At 46.1% G+C, this 19,497-nt stretch carries 16 protein-coding genes; 8 read left to right on the top strand and 8 right to left on the bottom strand.

Going from position 1 to position 19,497, the window contains the following annotated elements:
- Positions 1 to 225: 225 nt before the first annotated feature.
- The 6 genes from QTO06_RS16300 to pspF form a co-directional block, all read right to left on the bottom strand.
- Positions 226 to 1,008 carry a peptide ABC transporter ATP-binding protein gene (locus QTO06_RS16300; protein WP_005437261.1) on the bottom strand — a complete coding sequence of 261 codons (783 nt, stop codon included), beginning with the start codon at positions 1,006 to 1,008 and terminating at the stop codon, positions 226 to 228.
- Entirely contained in the window at positions 1,005 to 2,000 is a 996-nt protein-coding gene (locus QTO06_RS16295) for a peptide ABC transporter ATP-binding protein (RefSeq protein WP_039842531.1), read from the bottom strand. The genes QTO06_RS16300 and QTO06_RS16295 overlap by 4 nt, the downstream gene beginning before the upstream one ends.
- On the bottom strand, positions 2,000 to 2,887 hold the full coding sequence (locus QTO06_RS16290; protein WP_005529315.1) for an ABC transporter permease subunit: 888 nt from the start codon (positions 2,885 to 2,887) through the stop codon (positions 2,000 to 2,002). The genes QTO06_RS16295 and QTO06_RS16290 overlap by 1 nt, the downstream gene beginning before the upstream one ends.
- Entirely contained in the window at positions 2,874 to 3,836 is a 963-nt protein-coding gene (locus QTO06_RS16285) for an ABC transporter permease (RefSeq protein ID WP_005529314.1), read from the bottom strand. Before QTO06_RS16285 ends, QTO06_RS16290 begins: the two co-directional genes overlap by 14 nt.
- Positions 3,836 to 5,455, bottom strand: a complete 1,620-nt coding sequence (sapA, locus tag QTO06_RS16280) for an ABC transporter substrate-binding protein SapA (RefSeq protein ID WP_331408945.1) — start codon at positions 5,453 to 5,455, stop codon at positions 3,836 to 3,838. The genes QTO06_RS16285 and sapA overlap by 1 nt, the downstream gene beginning before the upstream one ends.
- A gap of 283 nt (positions 5,456 to 5,738) precedes the next feature.
- Complete coding sequence (gene pspF / locus QTO06_RS16275; protein ID WP_005425749.1) at positions 5,739 to 6,749, bottom strand: phage shock protein operon transcriptional activator; 1,011 nt, start codon at positions 6,747 to 6,749, stop codon at positions 5,739 to 5,741.
- 233 nt (positions 6,750 to 6,982) lie between these two features.
- On the opposite strand from pspF, the gene pspA reads away from it, so the two are divergent.
- From pspA to QTO06_RS16240, 7 genes are all read left to right on the top strand, one after another.
- Positions 6,983 to 7,654 (top strand): phage shock protein PspA, encoded by a 672-nt coding sequence (pspA, locus tag QTO06_RS16270; RefSeq protein ID WP_005425704.1) that lies wholly within the window; start codon positions 6,983 to 6,985, stop codon positions 7,652 to 7,654.
- Positions 7,655 to 7,668: 14 nt separating this feature from the next.
- Complete coding sequence (gene pspB, locus QTO06_RS16265; RefSeq protein WP_005425720.1) at positions 7,669 to 7,902, top strand: envelope stress response membrane protein PspB; 234 nt, start codon at positions 7,669 to 7,671, stop codon at positions 7,900 to 7,902.
- Positions 7,895 to 8,284, top strand: coding sequence for an envelope stress response membrane protein PspC (gene pspC / locus QTO06_RS16260; RefSeq protein ID WP_331408944.1), 390 nt, complete (start codon positions 7,895 to 7,897; stop codon positions 8,282 to 8,284). The genes pspB and pspC overlap by 8 nt, the downstream gene beginning before the upstream one ends.
- A 153-nt stretch (positions 8,285 to 8,437) precedes the next feature.
- Positions 8,438 to 9,469, top strand: coding sequence for an efflux RND transporter periplasmic adaptor subunit (locus tag QTO06_RS16255; RefSeq protein ID WP_331408943.1), 1,032 nt, complete (start codon positions 8,438 to 8,440; stop codon positions 9,467 to 9,469).
- Between the two features lies 1 nt (position 9,470).
- Positions 9,471 to 10,556, top strand: a complete 1,086-nt coding sequence (locus QTO06_RS16250; RefSeq protein WP_331408942.1) for an efflux RND transporter periplasmic adaptor subunit — start codon at positions 9,471 to 9,473, stop codon at positions 10,554 to 10,556.
- Positions 10,553 to 13,663, top strand: coding sequence for an efflux RND transporter permease subunit VmeI (vmeI, locus tag QTO06_RS16245; RefSeq protein ID WP_331408941.1), 3,111 nt, complete (start codon positions 10,553 to 10,555; stop codon positions 13,661 to 13,663). The genes QTO06_RS16250 and vmeI overlap by 4 nt, the downstream gene beginning before the upstream one ends.
- A 69-nt stretch (positions 13,664 to 13,732) precedes the next feature.
- Positions 13,733 to 14,299: a DNA-3-methyladenine glycosylase I gene (locus QTO06_RS16240; protein ID WP_331408940.1), complete on the top strand. Its 567-nt coding sequence runs from the start codon at positions 13,733 to 13,735 to the stop codon at positions 14,297 to 14,299.
- A 321-nt stretch (positions 14,300 to 14,620) separates the two neighbouring features.
- Here the strand turns inward: QTO06_RS16240 and QTO06_RS16235 are convergent, their stop codons facing one another.
- Together QTO06_RS16235 and cls are read right to left on the bottom strand one after the other, a co-directional pair.
- The gene (locus tag QTO06_RS16235; RefSeq protein ID WP_331408938.1) at positions 14,621 to 15,826 is read right to left on the bottom strand and encodes a cystathionine beta-lyase; all 1,206 of its coding nucleotides are present in this window, start codon (positions 15,824 to 15,826) and stop codon (positions 14,621 to 14,623) included.
- 190 nt (positions 15,827 to 16,016) lie between these two features.
- Positions 16,017 to 17,471, bottom strand: coding sequence for a cardiolipin synthase (gene cls / locus QTO06_RS16230; RefSeq protein ID WP_050910411.1), 1,455 nt, complete (start codon positions 17,469 to 17,471; stop codon positions 16,017 to 16,019).
- Positions 17,472 to 17,843: 372 nt separating this feature from the next.
- On the opposite strand from cls, the gene QTO06_RS16225 reads away from it, so the two are divergent.
- Positions 17,844 to 19,271, top strand: a complete 1,428-nt coding sequence (locus tag QTO06_RS16225) for a sodium-dependent transporter (RefSeq protein WP_331408937.1) — start codon at positions 17,844 to 17,846, stop codon at positions 19,269 to 19,271.
- The last annotated feature ends 226 nt before the right edge of the window (positions 19,272 to 19,497 follow it).

Raw genomic sequence — 19,497 nt, 5'->3', positions numbered from 1 at the left:
ATTGTTCTTGTGCCCAAAGTTTAGCGTCTGAATATGTCATCTTAGTGTTTCAGTGAGGAATAGTAAGTGATCAGATCGCACACACGTTAAAGAGTTCAAAAAAAATCCCCAAGCTACAAGCTTGGGGATTTGTGTATAAGAGACAGGCGTTGATGCAGGCTTTGTTGTTTTTAGAGGAAGCTTTTTTAGGAAGTGAATACTTGAAACGTATTACTCGCTCAATCTTTAGTGGTTTGGCGCTTTGTAGAAGTGGCTCTCTACCAATCGCTGAGTAATCGCATGCTCTGGGTTGGTCAGCACTTGGTTTGTCTCACCAAATTCCACCACTTCGCCTTCATGCATCACCATTACTTTGTCGGTAATGTGTTTCACGATGCCAATATGCTGAGACACGTAAACAAACGATAAGCCCATCTCTTCTTGTAACTCTAAGAATAAGTTGATGATCTGAGAGCGCATCGCCATGTCTAGACCGTTTAGTGCCTCATCAGCAACGATGATGGAAGGTTGCAGGATAAGAGCACGAGCAAGACAAACACGCTGCTTCTGACCTGCTGCAAGCATTTGCGGATAGAAATAAGCATGCTCTGGCAGCAAACCTACGCGCAACAGAGTATCTTTTACACGCTTCATACGTGCATCCGGCGGCATGTTAGTGTTTCGTTTTAACGGACCTTCCAAAATGCGGCCAATCTGAATGCGCGGGTTCAAAGAGGTGTTTGGATCTTGGAAAATCATACGAATCAGCTTACAGCGCGTCGAATAATCTTTGTGCTCTAGACGTTCACCATTCACGCGAATCTCGCCAGAGCTTGGCTCAACCACACCAGCAAGCATACGTGCTAGGGTTGATTTACCTGAACCGTTTTGACCGATAAAGCCAATGGTTTGACCCGGCTCTAGAGTAAAGCTAACCGGTTTTACCGCTTCCTTGACTGTGCGTTTGAACAGACCAGAGCGCGTGACAAACTGTTTCGATAGGTTATCGACTTCAAGCAACGCACTCATGAATGTTTCTCCGTGTTCAATGGGAAGTGACAGCTAAATTTGTGATTCTTAATACGCTTAGTGTGTGGAATCTCTACACATTGTCTTTGCGCATAAGGACAACGCGGCCCTAATCGACAACCGATTGGTAAGTGCTGCAAAGGAGGGATGGAACCCGGCAACGATTGAAGTTTCTGCTTATGAGGGATCCAGTCATTAAAGTCTGGCATCGCTTTGAGTAGTGCTGCGGTATACGGGTGTTTTGGAGCCGCAATCAGTTTTTCTGTATCGGCAGACTCAACCGACTGGCCGCAGTACATTACCGTAATACGATTCGCCCATTGAGTAATCGTGGTCAAGTCGTGCCCAATCAACACAATCGTGGTGTTGTTAAGCTGGTTCATTCGGCTCAACAAACGCAAAATCTGTGACTGGGTAATAGGGTCAAGGTCGTTGGTTGGCTCGTCGGCAATCAAGATTTTCGGCTTGGTTGCAATCGCCATTGCGATCATGACTTTTTGACATTCACCGTCTGTCAGTTCGTATGGGTAGCTGCCCATCAAACGTTTGTGATCTTTGATACCGACTTTGTGGAGCAGGGCAATCGCCTGCTTCTTACGCCATTTGAATCGCTCCCACCATTTGCCCTCAAAAGAGCGAGAAGGGATCGATTCGATCAACTGACGTCCTACTTCTTCAGAAGGATCTAAACAGGTTGAAGGCTCTTGGAAGATCATCGCGATGTCACGCGCAATCACTCGTCGGCGCTCTTTCGGCGTCAATTGAAGTAAGTCGATGTTACCGAGGCGCATTCGGTCCGCGGTGACTTTCCAGTTGTCTTTACAAACGCCAACAATTGCTTTGGCTACGAGACTTTTACCTGATCCAGATTCACCCACTAGGCCGCGTATTTCCCCTTCGTTTAGGGTAATGCTCATACGGTCTACGGCTTTCACTAGGCCCGATGGTGTTTCAATTTCAATGGTTAAATGTCGAATATCTAGTAACGGCATTATTCGATCCCCGCATTGAGCGCTTGGCGTACACCTTCACCCACTAAGTTTAGAACAACCACGGTAAACATAATGGTGAGACCCGGTAGCGTCACGGTCCATGGTGCGATGTAAATCAGCTCAACGGAGTCGCCAAGGATTGCGCCCCATTCAGTACTTGGTGCTTGAGCACCCAAACCAAGGAAGCCTAGTGCTGTGATATCTAAAATTGCTACAGATAGTGCCAGTGTGATTTCTGCTGCGATAACAGTGAGTACGTTTGGCAGAATCGAGTTCCACAGTAAGTAGAAGTCATTGGCACCATCTAGGCGAGCCGCCATGATGTAGTCTTTTTCTACTTCCGTATGGACCGCGATGTACACCGAGCGAATAAAGCGCGGAATCAAAGCCAAGCAGATAGCCAGAAGGATATTGAACTCACCAAAGCCAAGGAAAGCCACGAAGATGATAGCCAGTAGTAGAGATGGGATCGACATTACGGTATCGAGCAAGTGGTTCAAAGTACTCGATAACAGACCTTTAGTCATGCCTGCCAAAACACCGATAAAACAGCCAATCAAACCAGCAATGACCGTTATGGCGACGGCTGCACCGAATGTCAGCTGAGAACCCATAATCAGACGCGAAAGGATGTCACGACCCAAATCGTCTGTGCCAAGAAAGTAGTCCACGGCGCCTGCTGGTGCCCATGATGGAGGCACAAGTAGTTCGCCCGATTGAGCTTGTGGATCATAAGGCGCAAGTAATGGCGCAAAGATGGTGATCAGGATGATGAAAATCAGGCACCACAAGCCAAACATTGCCAAGCTGTTGGCACGATAGCTACGCCAGAATCGTTCGAACTGAGTTGGAATGCGCTCTTCCTGATAAACGTTATTTGTTAGCATACCATTCCTTTCTCACCAGAGGGTTAATCATGGCACCAATCAAATCCGAGAGGATGTTGGCAGTTAAAACAAGGGTTGCTAGCACCATTACGCCTGCTTGAATAGAAGCGTAATCTTGATTTGAAAGTGCATCCAACAACCAACGACCAATACCCGGCCAGTTGAAGATAGATTCAGTAATGATCGCTAGCGTGATCATGCTAGAAAGCTGAACACCAACTTTTGGAACAATAGGCGGAATGGCGTTACGTAGCACGTGTTGTGTCACGATCTCGCGGTTGGATAAACCTTTGATTCGCGCAGCACGAATGTAGTTTTGGCTCATCACTTCTGCCACTGATGCGCGCATTAAGCCGATAACTTGGGTAGTAGGAGCAAGCGCTAATACTAAACATGGCAAGATCATGTGTTCGATAACACTTTGCAGCGCGTGTGCTCGGTATTCACCTTTTGCCATGAATGCATCAATGATCGCGAAACCCGTTACGTGGTCAATCTCGTACAGTAAGTCATAGCGGCCAGCAACGGGGAACACGTGATACTGCAACGAGAACATCATGATCAACATCAGCGCAACCCAGAAGATAGGCGCCGAGTAACCAGACATAGAGATAAATGAGATGCTGGTATCTAACCATTTACCCTGTTTCATGCCTGCAATCGTGCCCAGAGGAATACCGATAAGCAATGAAACGACAAAGGCAAAGAAACACAACTCGAGTGTTGCAGGGAAGACAATGGCTAACTCATCGTAAATTGGATTTCCGTTTTTGCTGATACCAAAATTGAGCTGTGAAAGCTCAACAAGGTAGCTTTGCCAACCTGACCAAAATTCAACGTTTGCCCAATGAGAACTCGGATCCAAACGCAATAGCGAAAAGCCCACTAACGTGAGAATCATCAAAGTGATGACAAATAGATTAAGACGTCTTACGGCGTACCAAAACATTAATGGATTCTCTCAACTCTATCAAAAGGTTGTGCATTGAAAGGGCTCGATTTAAAACCTTTCAGCGATTTGTCGTGGACACGGAATTGAACGCCGTGAGCCAATGGAATAACTGGGAATTCTTCATTGAGAATATTCTGCGCTTGGCGATATAGGTTCAAGCGGTAACGTTGCTGTTGAGTTTCTAGTGCAAGATCCAACAAGAAGTCGAAATCATCGTTACACCACATCGAAACGTTCAAACCAACGCGTTCTGATTCACAAGACAGCAGAGGGCGGAAGAAGTTATCCGGATCGCCTGTATCACCAATCCATCCGGTGAGCAGCAAGTCTACATCATTGATGTTTTCCAGTTGGGTACGTTCAAAGCGGTCATCGGTCAGCAGTCGTAACTCGACGCCAATGTCTGCGAAGTTTGCTTGAATCAGCTCTGCGGTCTTACGCGGACTTGGGTTAAAGGCGCGTGGTTCCAATGGCACCCACATAGTCAGTTGCAGACCTTTCTCGTAACCCGCCTCTCGAAGAAGGGCTAGAGCATAATTACGGTCATAACGTATTTTCACGCTGTCTTTTTGGTAAGCCCAAGAGTTAGGTGGAAGTAGGGTGTAAGCTTGAGTGCCAGTGCCGTAATACACTGAATCAAGAATGTTCTGGCGGTTGATCGCTAGGTTCAATGCTTGGCGAACACGAGCATCGCGCAGAGCTGGGTGTTCAGTGTTAATCGCGATAAATGAGACGTTATTAGCAGGCGTTGCGGTTAACTCTAGCTCTTCCGTTTCTTGAATGATTGGAATCTGACTCGAAATTGGTGATGCAAGCACATCACACTCGTTTCTAAGCAGTTTAGCGAGCGTGCCAGTACCGCGGTGAGAAATGTCGAACACCACCTGTTCCATCTTGGCTGGCGACTTCCAATATTTAGGATGGCGCTCAAGACGAATCAAGTCGTTCACTTGGTACTCTTTGAGTTGGAAAGGACCAGTACCGATAGGTAAAATATCGATCTGTTCTTTCTCATCTTTTGCTGCGAGTTGCTGGCCATATTCGGCAGAAAGTAGCACGGCATGACTGGTCGCAATATTGGCTAAAAAGGCAAAATTAGGTTGAGAGAGCACAAACTTCACTGTGTTGTTATCCACAGCGACAACATCTTTCACCAAGTTTTGGAAATCCAAACCTGCAAACCATGGATAAAAACCACCACCGACGTCGTGAAACGGATGGTCTACATCAATGATTCGCTTGAAGCTGAATACCACATCTTGTGCATTAAAAGGCCGGGTAGGTGTAAACCATGCTGTCTTTTGAAACTGGACACCCTGTTTAAGACTAAACGTGTATTCGGTGCCTTCTTCATTAACGGACCAATTTTCTGCAAGATTTGCAACGGGTTGATGGGTTTTGGGATCAAGTGTGAGCAGCGTATCGTACAGCTGAGGGCTAAGTGCTTCGGCAGTGATGCCGCTGTCAATGAGCTGAGGGTTAAACGTGGTTGGCTTACCTTGCCCACAAAACACAAAGCCATTCTCTCGAATATCATTGTGATCGATTTCATCACCACATGCGGTGAGTAAGCTAATACCAATCAGGCTCAGCGATAGTCTTATAAAAGCTTTCATAATATGAAATGGTCATTGGACTTTGCTTGCTCCCTCAGCTTTTTGCTTCAAGGATGACAAGCGAAAATGATCTCGCTAATTTATCACCTTTGCCAACTCGCTCCAAACATAAAATCGTTGAGTCGCGGGGTGTTAGATCAAATTACCGTATCATTGTCTGGTTGTTGACCTTATTTGCCTCTCAAATTGCTCACGAATTTGTGTAAAACACTCGCGTTTACTAAAACCGCTTGTTTTCCTTCAGTATAGTTAGCCATTACTCGAGTGAGAGGGCATGTGGCAATTATCCTTGACCGACTAAGCCATATTTTCTGACCATACCTCTAAGCTGGTGGTAGCTTAACCCCAATAATTCTGCGGCTTGGCGTTGGTTAAACTTCGCTTCTTCTAGTGCTCGGTTGAGCAGTTCAATATCTTGATCTTCTTGCCATTGCTTGTAGTCCAGAGGGAAGTGGATTGCGGAGTGCGGAGTGGCCTCTGTTGTCTCGGTTTCTTCCTGAGCGGCAGTGTGGCCGAGCGAGTTATCCCAACCCGTTTGAAATGGGTTGAAGATAAGGTGTTCGATAGGATCTGAATTGAGGCCGTGACGATAGATTGCTCGTTCAATCACATTCTTTAATTCACGAACGTTGCCCGGCCATTCGTAATCGAGCAGTGACTGTTGTGCCTCTTCCGTAAAGCCAACAAAGTATTCTAACTGCAATTCACGACACATCTTGATCGCGTAATGCTCGGCAAGGGAAAGGATGTCTTCTTTTCGCTCCCTCAGTGGCGGAAGCATAATGACATCAAAGGCCAAACGGTCGAGCAAATCCGCACGGAAATCCCCTTGCTCTGCCAGTTTTGGTAAATCAGCATTGGTTGCACAAACCAAGCGAACGTCTGCAGTTAATGCAGTGTGTCCACCAACGCGCTCGTATTCGCCATATTCAATCACACGTAGGAGTTTTTCTTGAACGAGGAGTGGCGCGGTCGCTAATTCATCAAGGAACAAGGTGCCACCTTCGGCGCGTTCAAAGCGGCCTTTATGTTTACCTTTCGACCCTGTAAATGACCCCGATTCGTGACCAAACAGCTCTGAGTCAATCAAACCCTCGCTTAATGTCGCACAGTTTAGAGAAAGCAGTGGCTTATCCCAACGCTTTGATAAATAGTGTAAACGTTGCGCGATGAGCTCTTTACCTGTGCCTCGCTCCCCAATAATAAGAACGGGACGCTCAATCGGCGCAAGTTGTGATACTTTATCTAATACGGCGAGAAAGGCGGGCGATTCACCAATGAGGTTCTGCTTCATAAAATCCTTCTTATTTTCTGTCTGGCCAAGATTTACAGTATTGAAGTTGGTGAAATTTACCAACAGTTGGTAAAAACCATCATAGCATAACGGTATGCAACAACAACAAAATGCGTAAGTTATTGTTTAATATAGACAATAAAAGTTGGCACGCTACTTGTTATATGTAAAGGGAGACACAAGGTGAATCACCACCTTGTCGAGTTTTAATAGGAAAAAAGAGGAGTTCCGTTATGGGTATTTTTTCTCGTTTTGCAGATATCGTTAACTCAAACATCAGTGCATTGCTAGACAAGGCGGAAGATCCTGAAAAAATGATCCGTCTTATCATCCAAGAAATGGAAGACACACTTGTAGAAGTGCGTACTAACTCGGCGAAAGCGATTGCAGACAAAAAAGAGTTGGCTCGCAAAGTAGAAGCACTAGAAGAGCAAATCACTGAGTGGGGCCAAAAAGCAAGCCTAGCACTCGTGAAAGAGCGTGAAGATTTGGCGCGTGCTGCTCTGATTGAAAAGCAAAAGCTAGAGCAAGTGATTAAAGGTCTTCACACTGAACAAACACTTGTAGAAGAAACGATCGAGAAGCTAACAGGCGAAATCGGTAAGCTAGAAGCAAAAATCACAGAAACTCGCGCGAAGCAGCAAGCGCTAGCGATTCGTAACCAAACGGCATCTAACCGTCGTGATGTACAAAAGCAACTTCACGCAGGCCGTACAAACGAAGCGATGGCAAAGTTCGAGCAATACTCTCGTAAGATTGACGAGATGGAAGCGGAAGCGGATCTATACGCGAAAACGGGTAATGCAAAGTCGCTAGACCAAGAGTTTGCTGAGCTACAAGCACAAGACGAAATTGAAAAAGAGTTGGCAAAACTGAAAGAACAGATGTCATCGAACGATAAATAAGAAAGGAGCCATTTATGTCGACATTTTTTATTACTGGACCATTGATTGTCTTTTTAATCTTTGTCGCTCCACTATGGCTCTTCTTACACTATCGCAGCAAACGCAAAGCAGATAGTGCACTGTCGAGCCAAGATCTTGAGCGCCTTCAGGTACTGTCTGAAAAAGCGGAAGCGATGCAGTCTCGAGTTGAAACATTGGAGCGTATCCTAGACTCAGAATCCCCAACGTGGAGACGTAAGTATGATTAAACGAGAACTGTATCGTGACCCAGTAAATGGCAAGATCTCCGGCGTGTGTGCCGGAGTCGCAAACTACTTTGGCGCGGAAGTTTGGTTGATTCGTATCGTTGTGATTTCCGCCGCTTTGTTGGGTGGTACTTTCCTAGTCTTGTTGGCCTATATTGCGATGACCTTCATGCTAGAAAAGCAGCCGGTGACCTACACTGAAAACATTAAGTCTCGTCAAGAGCACACGCTGAAAAGTAAACCTTGGCAGAAAGGGCAAAGTCCTGACCAACTGCTGAGTGTTTTAGAAAGCGATTTAGGCCGCCTCGATGGCAAAATCCGTAGTATGGAAGCGTATGTCACTTCCGACGCATATCGCGTAAACAGAGAGTTTAATAAGCTCTGATAATTAATTATGACTTGATTGATAAAGCAGGCATCGGCCTGCTTTATTGTCTCAAATTACTCATTTTAAAGAAAAAATAGCCCGCTCTACTCTAGAAGAATGGTGTAAATTCATCTACCTTAAAAGGAATGGATCTTAAATGGATGAATTAACATGAGAAAAGCGCTCATTCCAATCGCTGTCATGACGGTTCTCTCTGGATGTGGAAAAGAGCTACCACCAGTCCCAGAACCCGAATCTCGGCCCGCCAAACTCTTCACGGTCTCTGTAGGCAATGCTCAGTTTGAAAGACATTTTCCTGCCACCACAGAAGCCGGCGACCGAGCAGTACTCGCATTCCGAGTGCCAGGTTTACTTCAATCAATAGAAGTGAATGCTGGACAAATGGTTAACAAAGGCGATGTACTTGCCGTACTCAACCCTGACGAGTACTCACTCCTAGAAAAACAAGCTCGCGCGAATTACACCTTAGCGGATGTTCAATACGAACGTTCGAAAAAGCTTCGTAAAGAGCAAGTGGTTTCCGAGCAAGATTTCGACGCAGCAAAAGCCAATCACAACTCGGCAAAAGCACAGTGGAATCAGGCTAAAGCGAACCTGAGATACACTAAACTTGTTGCCCCTTATGACGGCACAATTTCTTATCTTCCTGCTGAAAATCATGAATACGTGGCGGCGAAAGAAGGCGTCATGAACATTCAAACCAATCAAGTGATGAAAGTGCAGTTCCAGCTACCAGACCACTTGCTGAGTAAATTTACTCAAGGAGCCAATGCGTACGCGACGATGACGTTTGATGCGTTTCCTGAGCAGTCGTTTGAGCTGACTTTCCAAGAAATTGATACTGAAGCGGACCCAAAAACCGGCAGTTATAAAGTCACCATGGTAATGGCACGCCCTGAAGGGGTAGGTATCTTGCCTGGTATGTCTGGGAACGTACATTTAGTGTCTGAAAATGCGGGCGCAACAAGAATCCCGAGTTCAGCGATCTTCACTGAAGATGGTAAGACGTGCGTTTGGCGAGTCACTGACCAAGGCATTGTCGAAAAAGCGTCTGTCACTCTAAATGAGGAACAACAAATTGAGGCGGGCTTGGATGATGGTGACCAAATCATCGTATCTGGCGTGAATGTCATTGAGCCGGGTATTAAGGTTCGTGAGTGGGTGAAGGAGCGAGGATTGTAATATGAAAGGAGTCTTAGCTTTAACCACTCTATGTGCGGCGATATTACTTGCTGGCTGTGGTGATAAAGGGCCGGAAAGAGAATTAGAAACCCCTCGTGTTCGCGTTGCTTCCTTGGAAGGAAAAAAGGTTGATGACAACTTGTATTTTCCCGCTGTAGCGAACGCTGCTGATCGTTCACATCTGAGTTTCCGTGTAGCGGGAGAGGTAAGTCGCGTATTAGTCAAAGAGGGCGACAAGGTCATTAAAGGTGACGTGATTGCCACGCTAGACCCAACCGATTACCAACTGGATGTCGATAACGCATCGGCGCGTTTTTCTGTCGTAGACAGTCAATATCGCCGTTCTGCGCCTCTAGTGAAAAAAGGTTTATTGGCAAAATCTCAATTTGATGAAATTGCAGCACAACGCCAAATTGCACTCGCGGAACTGGAGCTTGCAAAACTGCGTTTGTCATTTACGGAGCTGAAAGCGCCAGTTGACGGCATCATCTCTCGCGTAAACGTCGATCAGTTTGAGAACATTCAAGTTGGTCAATACATTGTGAATATTCACAGTGTGGACCGCGTTGAGGTTCTGATTCAGCTCCCAGATCGTTTGTATGTGAACCAGCCTCCGACAGAAGAGCTTTTATCGGGTATCAATGCCGTGGTTCGTGTACCGAGTGGTAACGAATATGAAGCGCATATCAAAGAGTTTACAACACAGCCTGATCCAGACACTGGCACGTTTACCGTGACGCTGTCGCTGCCAATGCCGGAAGATGAATACATCCTTGACGGTATGGCAGTGGATGTAACATCAAAAGATGAGAAAACAGGTCTCGATCTCAATATCGGCATCAACGTGCCAATTGAGGCGATCTTCAATGCTGATGGTGATGACTTGAGTCGCGAGAACAAGTTTGTTTGGGTCTTGAATGACGACAATACGGTGACTCGTAAGCAAGTCCGCGCTGGCAAAGCGTCGCAGACCTCGGTACAGATTCTCGATGGCCTAGAGCTTGACGACAAAGTGGTTGTCGCCGGTGTTTCCCGATTAAGAGATGGCATGAAAGTGGAAGTGGTTAAGCAGGAGGCAACTCAATGAGTGAACAAAACAATGTTGTGCCTCAAAAAGATGATGATGAAAACGTAACGGGCATCGCGGCGTATTTCATTCGTAACCGTGTAATCAGTTGGATGGTATCGCTGATCTTTTTGATTGGTGGTGTCTCTGCCTTCTTTGGTTTAGGTCGCCTAGAAGATCCGGCCTTTACGATCAAAGATGCAATGGTGGTGACTTCTTACCCTGGTGCAACCCCGCAACAGGTAGAGGAAGAGGTGACTTATCCACTGGAAAAAGCCATCCAGCAGCTCACTTATGTGGATGAAGTTAACTCGATTTCTAGCCGTGGTTTATCACAAATCACTGTGACCATGAAAAACAACTATGGTCCAGATGACTTGCCGCAAATATGGGATGAGTTACGCCGTAAGGTCAACGATCTAAAAGGCTCATTACCGCCGGGAGTAAACGAACCGTCGGTCATTGATGACTTTGGTGATGTATATGGGATCTTGCTTGCGGTCACTGGTGATGGCTACAGCTATAAAGAACTGCTCGACTATGTTGACTATTTAAGGCGTGAGCTTGAACTGGTTGATGGGGTGAGTAAGGTTTCGGTTTCAGGCCAACAACAAGAGCAAGTCTTCATTGAAATTTCGATGAAGAAGCTAAGCAGTCTTGGTCTTTCTCCAAATACCGTCTTTAACTTACTGTCGACCCAAAACGTCGTTTCTGACGCCGGTGCGATAAGAATTGGTGACGAATACATACGCATTCAACCAACTGGTGAGTTCCAAAGTGTTGATGAGCTTGGCGATCTATTGTTGACCGAGTCGGGTGCACAAGGGCTTATCTTTTTGAAAGACGTTGCCGAAATTAAACGTGGCTACGTCGATGTCCCAACCAACATCATCAACTATAACGGCCAATTGGCGCTGAACTTGGGTGTTTCCTTTGCTCAGGGTGTGAACGTTGTTGAAGTGGGCAAAGCATTTGACCGTCGTGTTGCAGAGCTGAAGTACCAGCAACCCGTTGGCGTTGAGATTTCAGAGATCTACAACCAACCGAAAGAAGTGGACAAGTCGGTCAGTGGTTTCGTTATCAGCTTGGCACAAGCGGTTGGTATCGTAATTGTTGTTCTACTCTTCTTTATGGGTTTGCGCTCTGGTTTGCTGATTGGTTTGATCTTGTTGTTGACCGTATTAGGTACCTTCATTTTCATGAAGTACTTAGCCATCGACCTACAGCGGATCTCTTTGGGTGCTCTGGTTATCGCACTGGGTATGCTGGTGGATAACGCCATCGTGGTCGTGGAAGGGATATTGATAGGCACCCAAAAAGGGCGAACGAGACTGCAAGCTGCAACAGACATTGTCACGCAAACCAAGTGGCCACTATTGGGTGCGACGGTTATCGCGGTAACTGCATTTGCACCGATCGGATTGTCTGAAGACTCGACGGGTGAGTACTGTGGTACCTTGTTTACGGTACTGCTTATCTCGCTCATGCTGAGTTGGTTCACTGCAATCTCGTTAACGCCATTCTTTGCGGACATCTTCTTCAAAGGCCAGAAAATTAAGAGTGGTGAAGGCGAAGACAATGACCCATACAATGGCATTGTGTTTGTCATGTACAAGAAGTTCTTGAGCTTCTGTATGCGCCGCGCATGGTTCACTGTTGTTGTGTTGGTTGCGGGACTGGCGGCAAGTGTCTACGGGTTTACCTACGTTAAACAAGCCTTCTTCCCATCTTCAACCACGCCTATTTTCCAATTGGATGTGTGGCTGCCTGAAGGGACAGATATTCGAGCGACGAATGACACGCTGAAAGAGCTGGAAGGTTGGCTTGCTGAGCAAGATCACGTTGATCACATTACCACAACGGCTGGTAAAGGCTTGCAGCGTTTCATGCTGACTTATGCGCCAGAGAAAAGCTACGCAGCTTACGGTGAGATCACCACGCGTGTTGAGAACTATGAAGCCTTAGCGCCATTAATGGATCGCTTTAGAGAGCACATCAAAACCAACTACCCAGAAATTAACTACAAGTTAAAGCAAATTGAATTGGGTCCTGGTGGCGGTGCGAAGATCGAAGCGCGTATCATTGGTTCTGATCCTACTGTGCTTCGTACTATCGCAGCGCAAGTGATGGACGTAATGTACGCCGATCCTGGTGCGACTAACATCCGTCATGACTGGCGTGAACGTACACAAGTGCTAGAGCCTCAATTTAACGAGAGCCAAGCTCGTCGTTACGGCATCACCAAGTCTGACGTTGATGATTTCCTATCTATGTCGTTCTCGGGCATGACGATCGGTCTATACCGCGATGGCACCACACTAATGCCAATCGTTGCGCGACTACCTGAAGATGAGCGTATCGACATTCGTAACATCGAAGGTATGAAGATTTGGAGTCCTGCGCAGAGTGAATTTATTCCTCTACAACAGGTGACCATGGGCTACGATATGCGTTGGGAAGACCCAATTATTGTTCGTAAGAACCGTAAGCGCATGCTAACGGTGATGGCAGATCCGGATATCTTAGGTGAAGAGACGGCAGCAACACTGCAAAAACGTCTACAGCCAGCGATTGAAGCCATCGAAATGCCACCGGGTTACTCGCTAGAGTGGGGTGGAGAATATGAATCATCAGGCGATGCCAAGGCGTCATTGTTTACGACGATGCCGATGGGCTACCTGTTCATGTTCTTGATTACTATCTTCTTGTTTAACTCAATCAAAGAGCCATTGATTGTTTGGCTAACGGTGCCTCTGGCATTGATCGGTGTAACAACCGGTCTACTCGCCCTGAATACGCCATTTGGCTTTATGGCATTGCTAGGCTTCTTGAGCTTATCAGGTATGGTGCTGAAAAATGGTATCGTACTGCTTGATCAGATTGAGATTGAAATGAAGTCGGGTAAAGAAGCGTACGACGCAGTTGTGGATGCAGCGGTCAGTCGTGTTCGTCCTGTATGTATGGCTGCCATCACTACGATTCTAGGTATGATTCCACTACTACCGGATATCTTCTTTAAACCGATGGCCGTAACCATCATGTTTGGTTTGGGTTTTGCGACCGTACTGACACTAATTGTCGTTCCAGTGTTGTATCGTCTATTCCACAGGGTGGCAGTGCCAAAATAACGGCTGAGTTTAAGTAACGTTCTAAAGCGCCTCTGGCTAACGTCAGGGGCGTTTTTATAAGGATTGAATATGGAACAAAATACGTGTGCATGGGCGGTGAACCATCCACTTGAGCGTGAATATCATGATGCAGAGTGGGGTGTACCCGTTTATGACGATAACGTGTTGTTTGAGTTCATCACGTTAGAGGGCGCGCAAGCCGGTTTAAGTTGGATTACGATTTTGAAAAAGCGAGAAGGCTATCGCCAAGCATTCGAAAATTATGACTTAGATAAGCTCATTCAACGTGATGAAGTACGTACTGAGTTCATCGTTGAAAACTTCGACGTAGTTAAGCATCGTGGCAAAATCAACTCGGTATTTAGCAACGCTAAAGCGGCAAAGCAATTAATCGAAGAATACGGCAGCCTATCTAATGCTCTATGGCAGTTTGTTGATGGTAAACCTATAGTGAATCATTGGACAGACATGAGCCAAGTACCAGTATCGACAGAACAGTCCAAAGCGATGAGTAAGTTCCTTAAAAAGAAAGGCTTTAAGTTTGTGGGCGAGACGATCTGCTACGCCTTCATGCAAGCAGTGGGTATGGTCGATGACCACATCGTCGGTTGCCCATGTAAAGTAGGCAAGTATTAAAACGCCCTAAAATTAGGGCGTTTATATCTAGGGTCTGTTGACCTTTTGAGCTGATTTTTACAGCAGTTTGTGGGTTCTTTATACAAGGCAGAGGCTTTGAAATGTAGTTGCCCTACCTGATAAGCCGATAACGCAGTAGAAAGGAGCCACAAACGCTGCCCAAAGGGTTCGGCTAAAAGCGTTTTACTCTTTGTTGAGAGGATTTTGCTTAGAATAACTAGGCTACAAACCTCTCGCCGCGATTAAAACGCTTTTGACTAGGCGTCCCCATCCGAACAAAATTTAACCGCAAAAGGTCAACAGACCCTAATCTGAAGGAACTTAGTAAGACGCTTCTTTTTCGAGTACGAGTGCGTTGTAACGCTCGAAGCCAGCTTCAAGATCGGCAATGAGATCTTCAACATCTTCAAGACCGATGTGCAGGCGGACAAGTGTCCCTTCGAAGTTCGGATTCGCCACTGTGCGCAAACTATTAAAGCTCTTTGGCTCATTAGCTAAAATCAAACTCTCAAAACCACCCCATGAGTAACCCATACTGAAGTGTTTCATGCCATCCAAGAATGCTGTGGTTGCTTTCGGGTACGAGCTTTTCAATACGAATGAGAACAAGCCATTACCACCGGTAAAGTCGCGCTTAAAGAACTCATGACCAGGGCAGCTTTCTAGGGCAGGGTGACGAACGTGATCGACTTCAGGGCGGCTTGCCAGCCACTGCGCGACTTTCAGGCTGTTCTCTGCATGCTGGCGTAAGCGAACATCCAAAGTACGAATACCGCGCAGGCCAAGGTATGCATCGTCAGGAGAAACGCATTGACCCATCAGGTAGCTTTGCTCACGTAATTGGTCCCAGTATTTCTCAGAAGCAACCGCTGTTCCCAACATCACATCAGAGTGACCAACAATGTACTTGGTTGCTGCCTGGATAGAGATATCGACGCCGTGATCAAATGGGGAGAAGTTCACGCCCGCGCCCCAAGTATTATCCAGCATCACGATGATTTCACGCTCATGGGCGATGCTTGCCATCGTTGGCACGTCCATCACTTCCATTGTGATTGAGCCAGGAGACTCTAGGAAAAGGATTTTGGTATTCGGTTGAATAAGATCGCGAATACCTTCACCAATCATAGGATCAAAGTAAGTCGTTTCGACGCCCATCTTCTTCATGATGGTGTCGCAGAAGTCGCGGGTCGGTTCGTAACAGGTATCAACCATCAAGATGTGATCGCCCGTCTCAATAAAAGACAGGATCGCATTAGAAATTGCAGCGGTACCACATGGGTAAAGGGCACAGCCCGCACCGCCTTCCACTTCAACCATGGCATCTTGAAAGGCAAAGTGTGTGTTTGTGCCGCGACGCCCGTAGAACAGAGTTTTGTTGGTGCGATTGATCATCGCTTGGTTTTTTTCTGCAACGGTATCAAACACGATGGTGGAAGCTCGCTGAACTGGTGGGTTAACCACACCGTTAGTCCACTTCTTGTCACGACCAGCGGTGACGAGTTTGGTCTTTTTGCCTTCTGACATAAAAATTCCCTGTCTAAATTACGATTTTCAATATTTAAAACATGGAGCAAGGGTGGTTTGCAAGGGAAAAATAGAAATGAAACGACTTGTCCGAGCATCACTCAAAAAACAGTGGTATAGGGCGTAAAAAAGAAAACCGACAGCATGAATCTGTCGGTTTTATTGAGATTTAGCGGCTTTATCTTATTTATTACAGTAATGGGTTAAATAGATAGAAAACGCGCTCTAAAAAGCGGGAGAAGATACTGCGCTTTGCCCACTCTTCTTTGTCGACTGTATGTGACTGTTGGACGTAAGCGTCTTGTAGTGATGACATTTGTTTGGTGAACTCTTCATCATCTACCGCAAGCGTCACTTCAAAGTTCAGCCATAAACTGCGCATATCCATGTTTACCGTGCCAACCAAACAGAATTGCTCATCAATAACGACGGACTTAGTGTGCAGCAAGCCACCATAGAACTCATAGATTTTCACACCCGCTGCCATCAGCTCACTGTAGAAGGCACGTGATGCCCATTGCACCATCATGGAGTCGTTTTTATGAGGAATGATAAGCTCTACATCAATGCCTCGTTGTGCGGTCATCTTCAATGTTTCAAGTAGGTCAGAACTTGGAACAAAGTAAGGTGTCGTGATCCTCACAGAACGATTCGCTTGGTTGATTGCCAAGGTTAACACTTGGTAAATCAAGTACTCCGGCATACCCGGACCTGATGGTACGACTTGAATCGGGTGTTGAAATTCATCATTATCGACTCGGCATTCAGGGTGAGTCGGTAGCTGGCGCTCGCCAGTTTCTACTTCCCAATCCCAACAGTGGATAGCACTCAATACGTTCACTGTCGGGCCAGTAATACGCACCATGATATCAATCCACTGACCGACTCCGCTGCTTTGTTTAAAGAAAGCAGGATCGACCAAGTTCATAGAACCTGTATAGGCTATCTCGTCATCAATAACGATGATCTTACGATGCTGACGCAAGTCCAAACGGCGCAGGAAAATACGCCACATCTTTACTTCTAATGCTTGCACCACATCGATGCCCGCATCTTTCATCATCTTGTACCAAGGACTGCGGAAGAAGCGCGGGCTACCAGCTGAGTCGAGCAGCAGCTTAACATCCACGCCACGCTTTGCAGCTTGAATCAATGCAGAAGCAACAGAATCGGCTAAGCCGCCCGGATGCCAAATGTAGAACACCATGCGGATGCTGTGTTGCGCGTTTTCGATGTCTTTAATAATGGAGTGAAGGATCTCATCCGGTGACTGTTGAAGCGAAAGCGTGTTGCCACTCAGAGCTGGAAGGCCCAAACGGTTGTTACACAATTCATCAATGCGGTAGATATGACGCCCCATTGCTTCTGGAACATGTGCGTTACAATCATTTAACTGAGTGAACCATTGTTGGAACGGTGTGAACATCACTTTGGCCCGTTCTGCACGTTTTCGGCCAAGGTTAAGCTCGCCAAATAAGAAATAACAGGCAACACCTAGCACTGGCAGGATGTAGATGATCATCAGCCATGCAAGTGAGACGCTAACAGCACGACGCTTTAAAACGACGCGAATAGTAACACCAGCAACGAGAAACCAGTAAAGCCCGATGCCAGCGAGGGTGATAAAGTGATAGAACTTGTCCATATACGCCAAAAGTAATAAGCCCAATATGGATATTAAGCGTAAATGCCGGAACGGGAAACTATTTTCATACCATCACGGATAAGTGATTTTGTGTTGTGAAATGAATTTTATAACGGGGGTTTGTGTTACTGAGGTGTGAAAAGTTGGATGAAACTTTAACTTTTGCGCAAAAAAGCAGCATTTAGCGTGAACAATGATACATTTGTGCGATAAATGTGCTGATCGGGGTTCCAATTTTAAATTGAAACTGCTTTACTTGCCATACATAGAGCGTCATACAAACATCTTATAAAGTGTACATTATTTTTTACACGAACATATTCTAGACGCCTATCTCTATGCAAACACAACAATACATTTTGGAGAAAAAGCGTGGCTACAAATACAGCAGCACCACGTGATACGTGGGGGTCTAAACTAGGCTTCGTAATGGCAGCAGCGGGTTCCGCTGTCGGTTTAGGCAATATATGGAAATTCCCTTACACAGCTGGTGAGAGCGGCGGCGGTGCGTTCGTTGCAATCTACCTTCTATTTGTTATTTTTATCGGCTTTAGCGTAATGCTTACTGAATTCGCTATTGGTCGTAAGACAGGTCTTTCAGCAGTAGGTGCTTTCAAATCTACTGACCGTCGTTGGACATTTACGGGTGTTATCGGCGTACTAAGTGGTCTACTGATCATGGGTTTCTACCCTGTAGTAGGTGGCTGGGCGCTAGCGTACATCTTTAAAGTAGGTGGTGGCCTACTAAATGCTCCTGAAGCCATTGGTGACAGCTTCGGCGGATTCATTTCTGATCCAGTTCAACCGCTAATGTGGATGGGTGTTTACCTGTTCCTAAACATCGTTATCGTAATGAAGGGTATTTCTGGCGGTATCGAGAAAGCGGGTAAAATCCTAATGCCTCTTCTATTCCTTATCCTGATCGTTGTATCAGTGAAAGGTTTGATGCTACCGGGCGCAATGGCAGGTCTTGAGTTCCTATTCATGCCAGACTTCTCGAAAGTAGACAGCAATGTCGTTCTAGCGGCGCTAGGTCAGGCATTCTTCTCTCTAAGCCTAGGTATGGGTTGTATGATGACTTACGGTTCTTACCTGAAGAAGAAAGAGAACCTAGTTCAAACAACTGGTATGGTTACGGCAATGGACACGGGTGTTGCAATCCTAGCGGGTGTAGCAATGTTCCCAGCAATGTTCGCATTCGGTATGGAGCCAGCAGCAGGTCCAGGTCTGGTATTCGTAGTTGTACCTCAACTGTTTGCTGAAATGGGCGGCGTAATTGGTCTTCTATTTGCTCTGATGTTCTTCATCGGTCTAACAGTAGCGGCACTGACGTCTTCAGTATCTCTACTCGAGGTTGTGGTTTCTTACCTAATCGATGAGAAAGGTCTGAAGCGTTCAACAGCGGTTATCTCTGCAAGTGTTGTAATGGCGACACTGTGTGTGTTCGCATCGCTATCACTGGGTGGTGTTGGTCCAACACTATTCGGTACGGGCGCATTTGATATCTTCGACCTACTAACGGATAAGATCTTCCTAGCAGTTGGCGGTATGTTGGTATGTATCTTCGCAGGCTGGCGTCTAAACCGTGCTGACCTTGAGAAAGAGATCACGAACGACGGTAAAGTATCGTTCCCACTATTTGGTCTTTGGTACAACCTAGTGAAATACGTAATCCCAGTTGCTATCGCTATCGTAGCCTTCATGGGTATCAAGTCTGGTTTCGACAGCGGTAAGGGCGAAATCATGCTACTAGGTATCGGCATCATTGCTCTAGCGGGTATCTTCTCTAAGAAGCTATAAGCGAACAGCAATCAGCCAAATTCGAAAATTAATAAGCGGGAGTCTTCATAGACTCCCGCTTTTTTATATTCATTATTTATAGGATTGATGGAATTAATATCAATAATGGGTATTAATTGTGAGATAGCTCGCAGGGTGAGGTGGATCACAAAAGTTTGTACTCAAGTTGCATAAGTTCGTTCCGATAACCCTTACAAAGCATGTGTAAATATGTGGATTAACTAAG

The sequence above is a fragment of the Vibrio sp. M260121 genome (genome assembly GCF_036533715.1).
Taxonomy (GTDB): Bacteria; Pseudomonadota; Gammaproteobacteria; order Enterobacterales; family Vibrionaceae; genus Vibrio.
The sequence above is the reverse complement of the archived record's forward strand: the minus strand, read 5'-3'. Positions and strand labels throughout refer to the sequence as shown.

Excerpts from the sequence above, each read along its gene's own strand:
- QTO06_RS16300 (WP_005437261.1), bottom strand. The coding sequence starts at position 1,008 with ATGAGTGCGTTGCTTGAAGTCGATAACCTATCGAAACAGTTTGTCACG.
- QTO06_RS16295 (WP_039842531.1), bottom strand. The coding sequence starts at position 2,000 with ATGCCGTTACTAGATATTCGACATTTAACCATTGAAATTGAAACACCA.
- QTO06_RS16290 (WP_005529315.1), bottom strand. The coding sequence starts at position 2,887 with ATGCTAACAAATAACGTTTATCAGGAAGAGCGCATTCCAACTCAGTTC.
- QTO06_RS16285 (WP_005529314.1), bottom strand. The coding sequence starts at position 3,836 with ATGTTTTGGTACGCCGTAAGACGTCTTAATCTATTTGTCATCACTTTG.
- sapA (WP_331408945.1), bottom strand. The coding sequence starts at position 5,455 with ATGAAAGCTTTTATAAGACTATCGCTGAGCCTGATTGGTATTAGCTTA.
- pspF (WP_005425749.1), bottom strand. The coding sequence starts at position 6,749 with ATGAAGCAGAACCTCATTGGTGAATCGCCCGCCTTTCTCGCCGTATTA.
- pspA (WP_005425704.1), top strand. The coding sequence starts at position 6,983 with ATGGGTATTTTTTCTCGTTTTGCAGATATCGTTAACTCAAACATCAGT.
- pspB (WP_005425720.1), top strand. The coding sequence starts at position 7,669 with ATGTCGACATTTTTTATTACTGGACCATTGATTGTCTTTTTAATCTTT.
- pspC (WP_331408944.1), top strand. The coding sequence starts at position 7,895 with ATGATTAAACGAGAACTGTATCGTGACCCAGTAAATGGCAAGATCTCC.
- QTO06_RS16255 (WP_331408943.1), top strand. The coding sequence starts at position 8,438 with ATGAGAAAAGCGCTCATTCCAATCGCTGTCATGACGGTTCTCTCTGGA.
- QTO06_RS16250 (WP_331408942.1), top strand. The coding sequence starts at position 9,471 with ATGAAAGGAGTCTTAGCTTTAACCACTCTATGTGCGGCGATATTACTT.
- vmeI (WP_331408941.1), top strand. The coding sequence starts at position 10,553 with ATGAGTGAACAAAACAATGTTGTGCCTCAAAAAGATGATGATGAAAAC.
- QTO06_RS16240 (WP_331408940.1), top strand. The coding sequence starts at position 13,733 with ATGGAACAAAATACGTGTGCATGGGCGGTGAACCATCCACTTGAGCGT.
- QTO06_RS16235 (WP_331408938.1), bottom strand. The coding sequence starts at position 15,826 with ATGTCAGAAGGCAAAAAGACCAAACTCGTCACCGCTGGTCGTGACAAG.
- cls (WP_050910411.1), bottom strand. The coding sequence starts at position 17,471 with ATGGACAAGTTCTATCACTTTATCACCCTCGCTGGCATCGGGCTTTAC.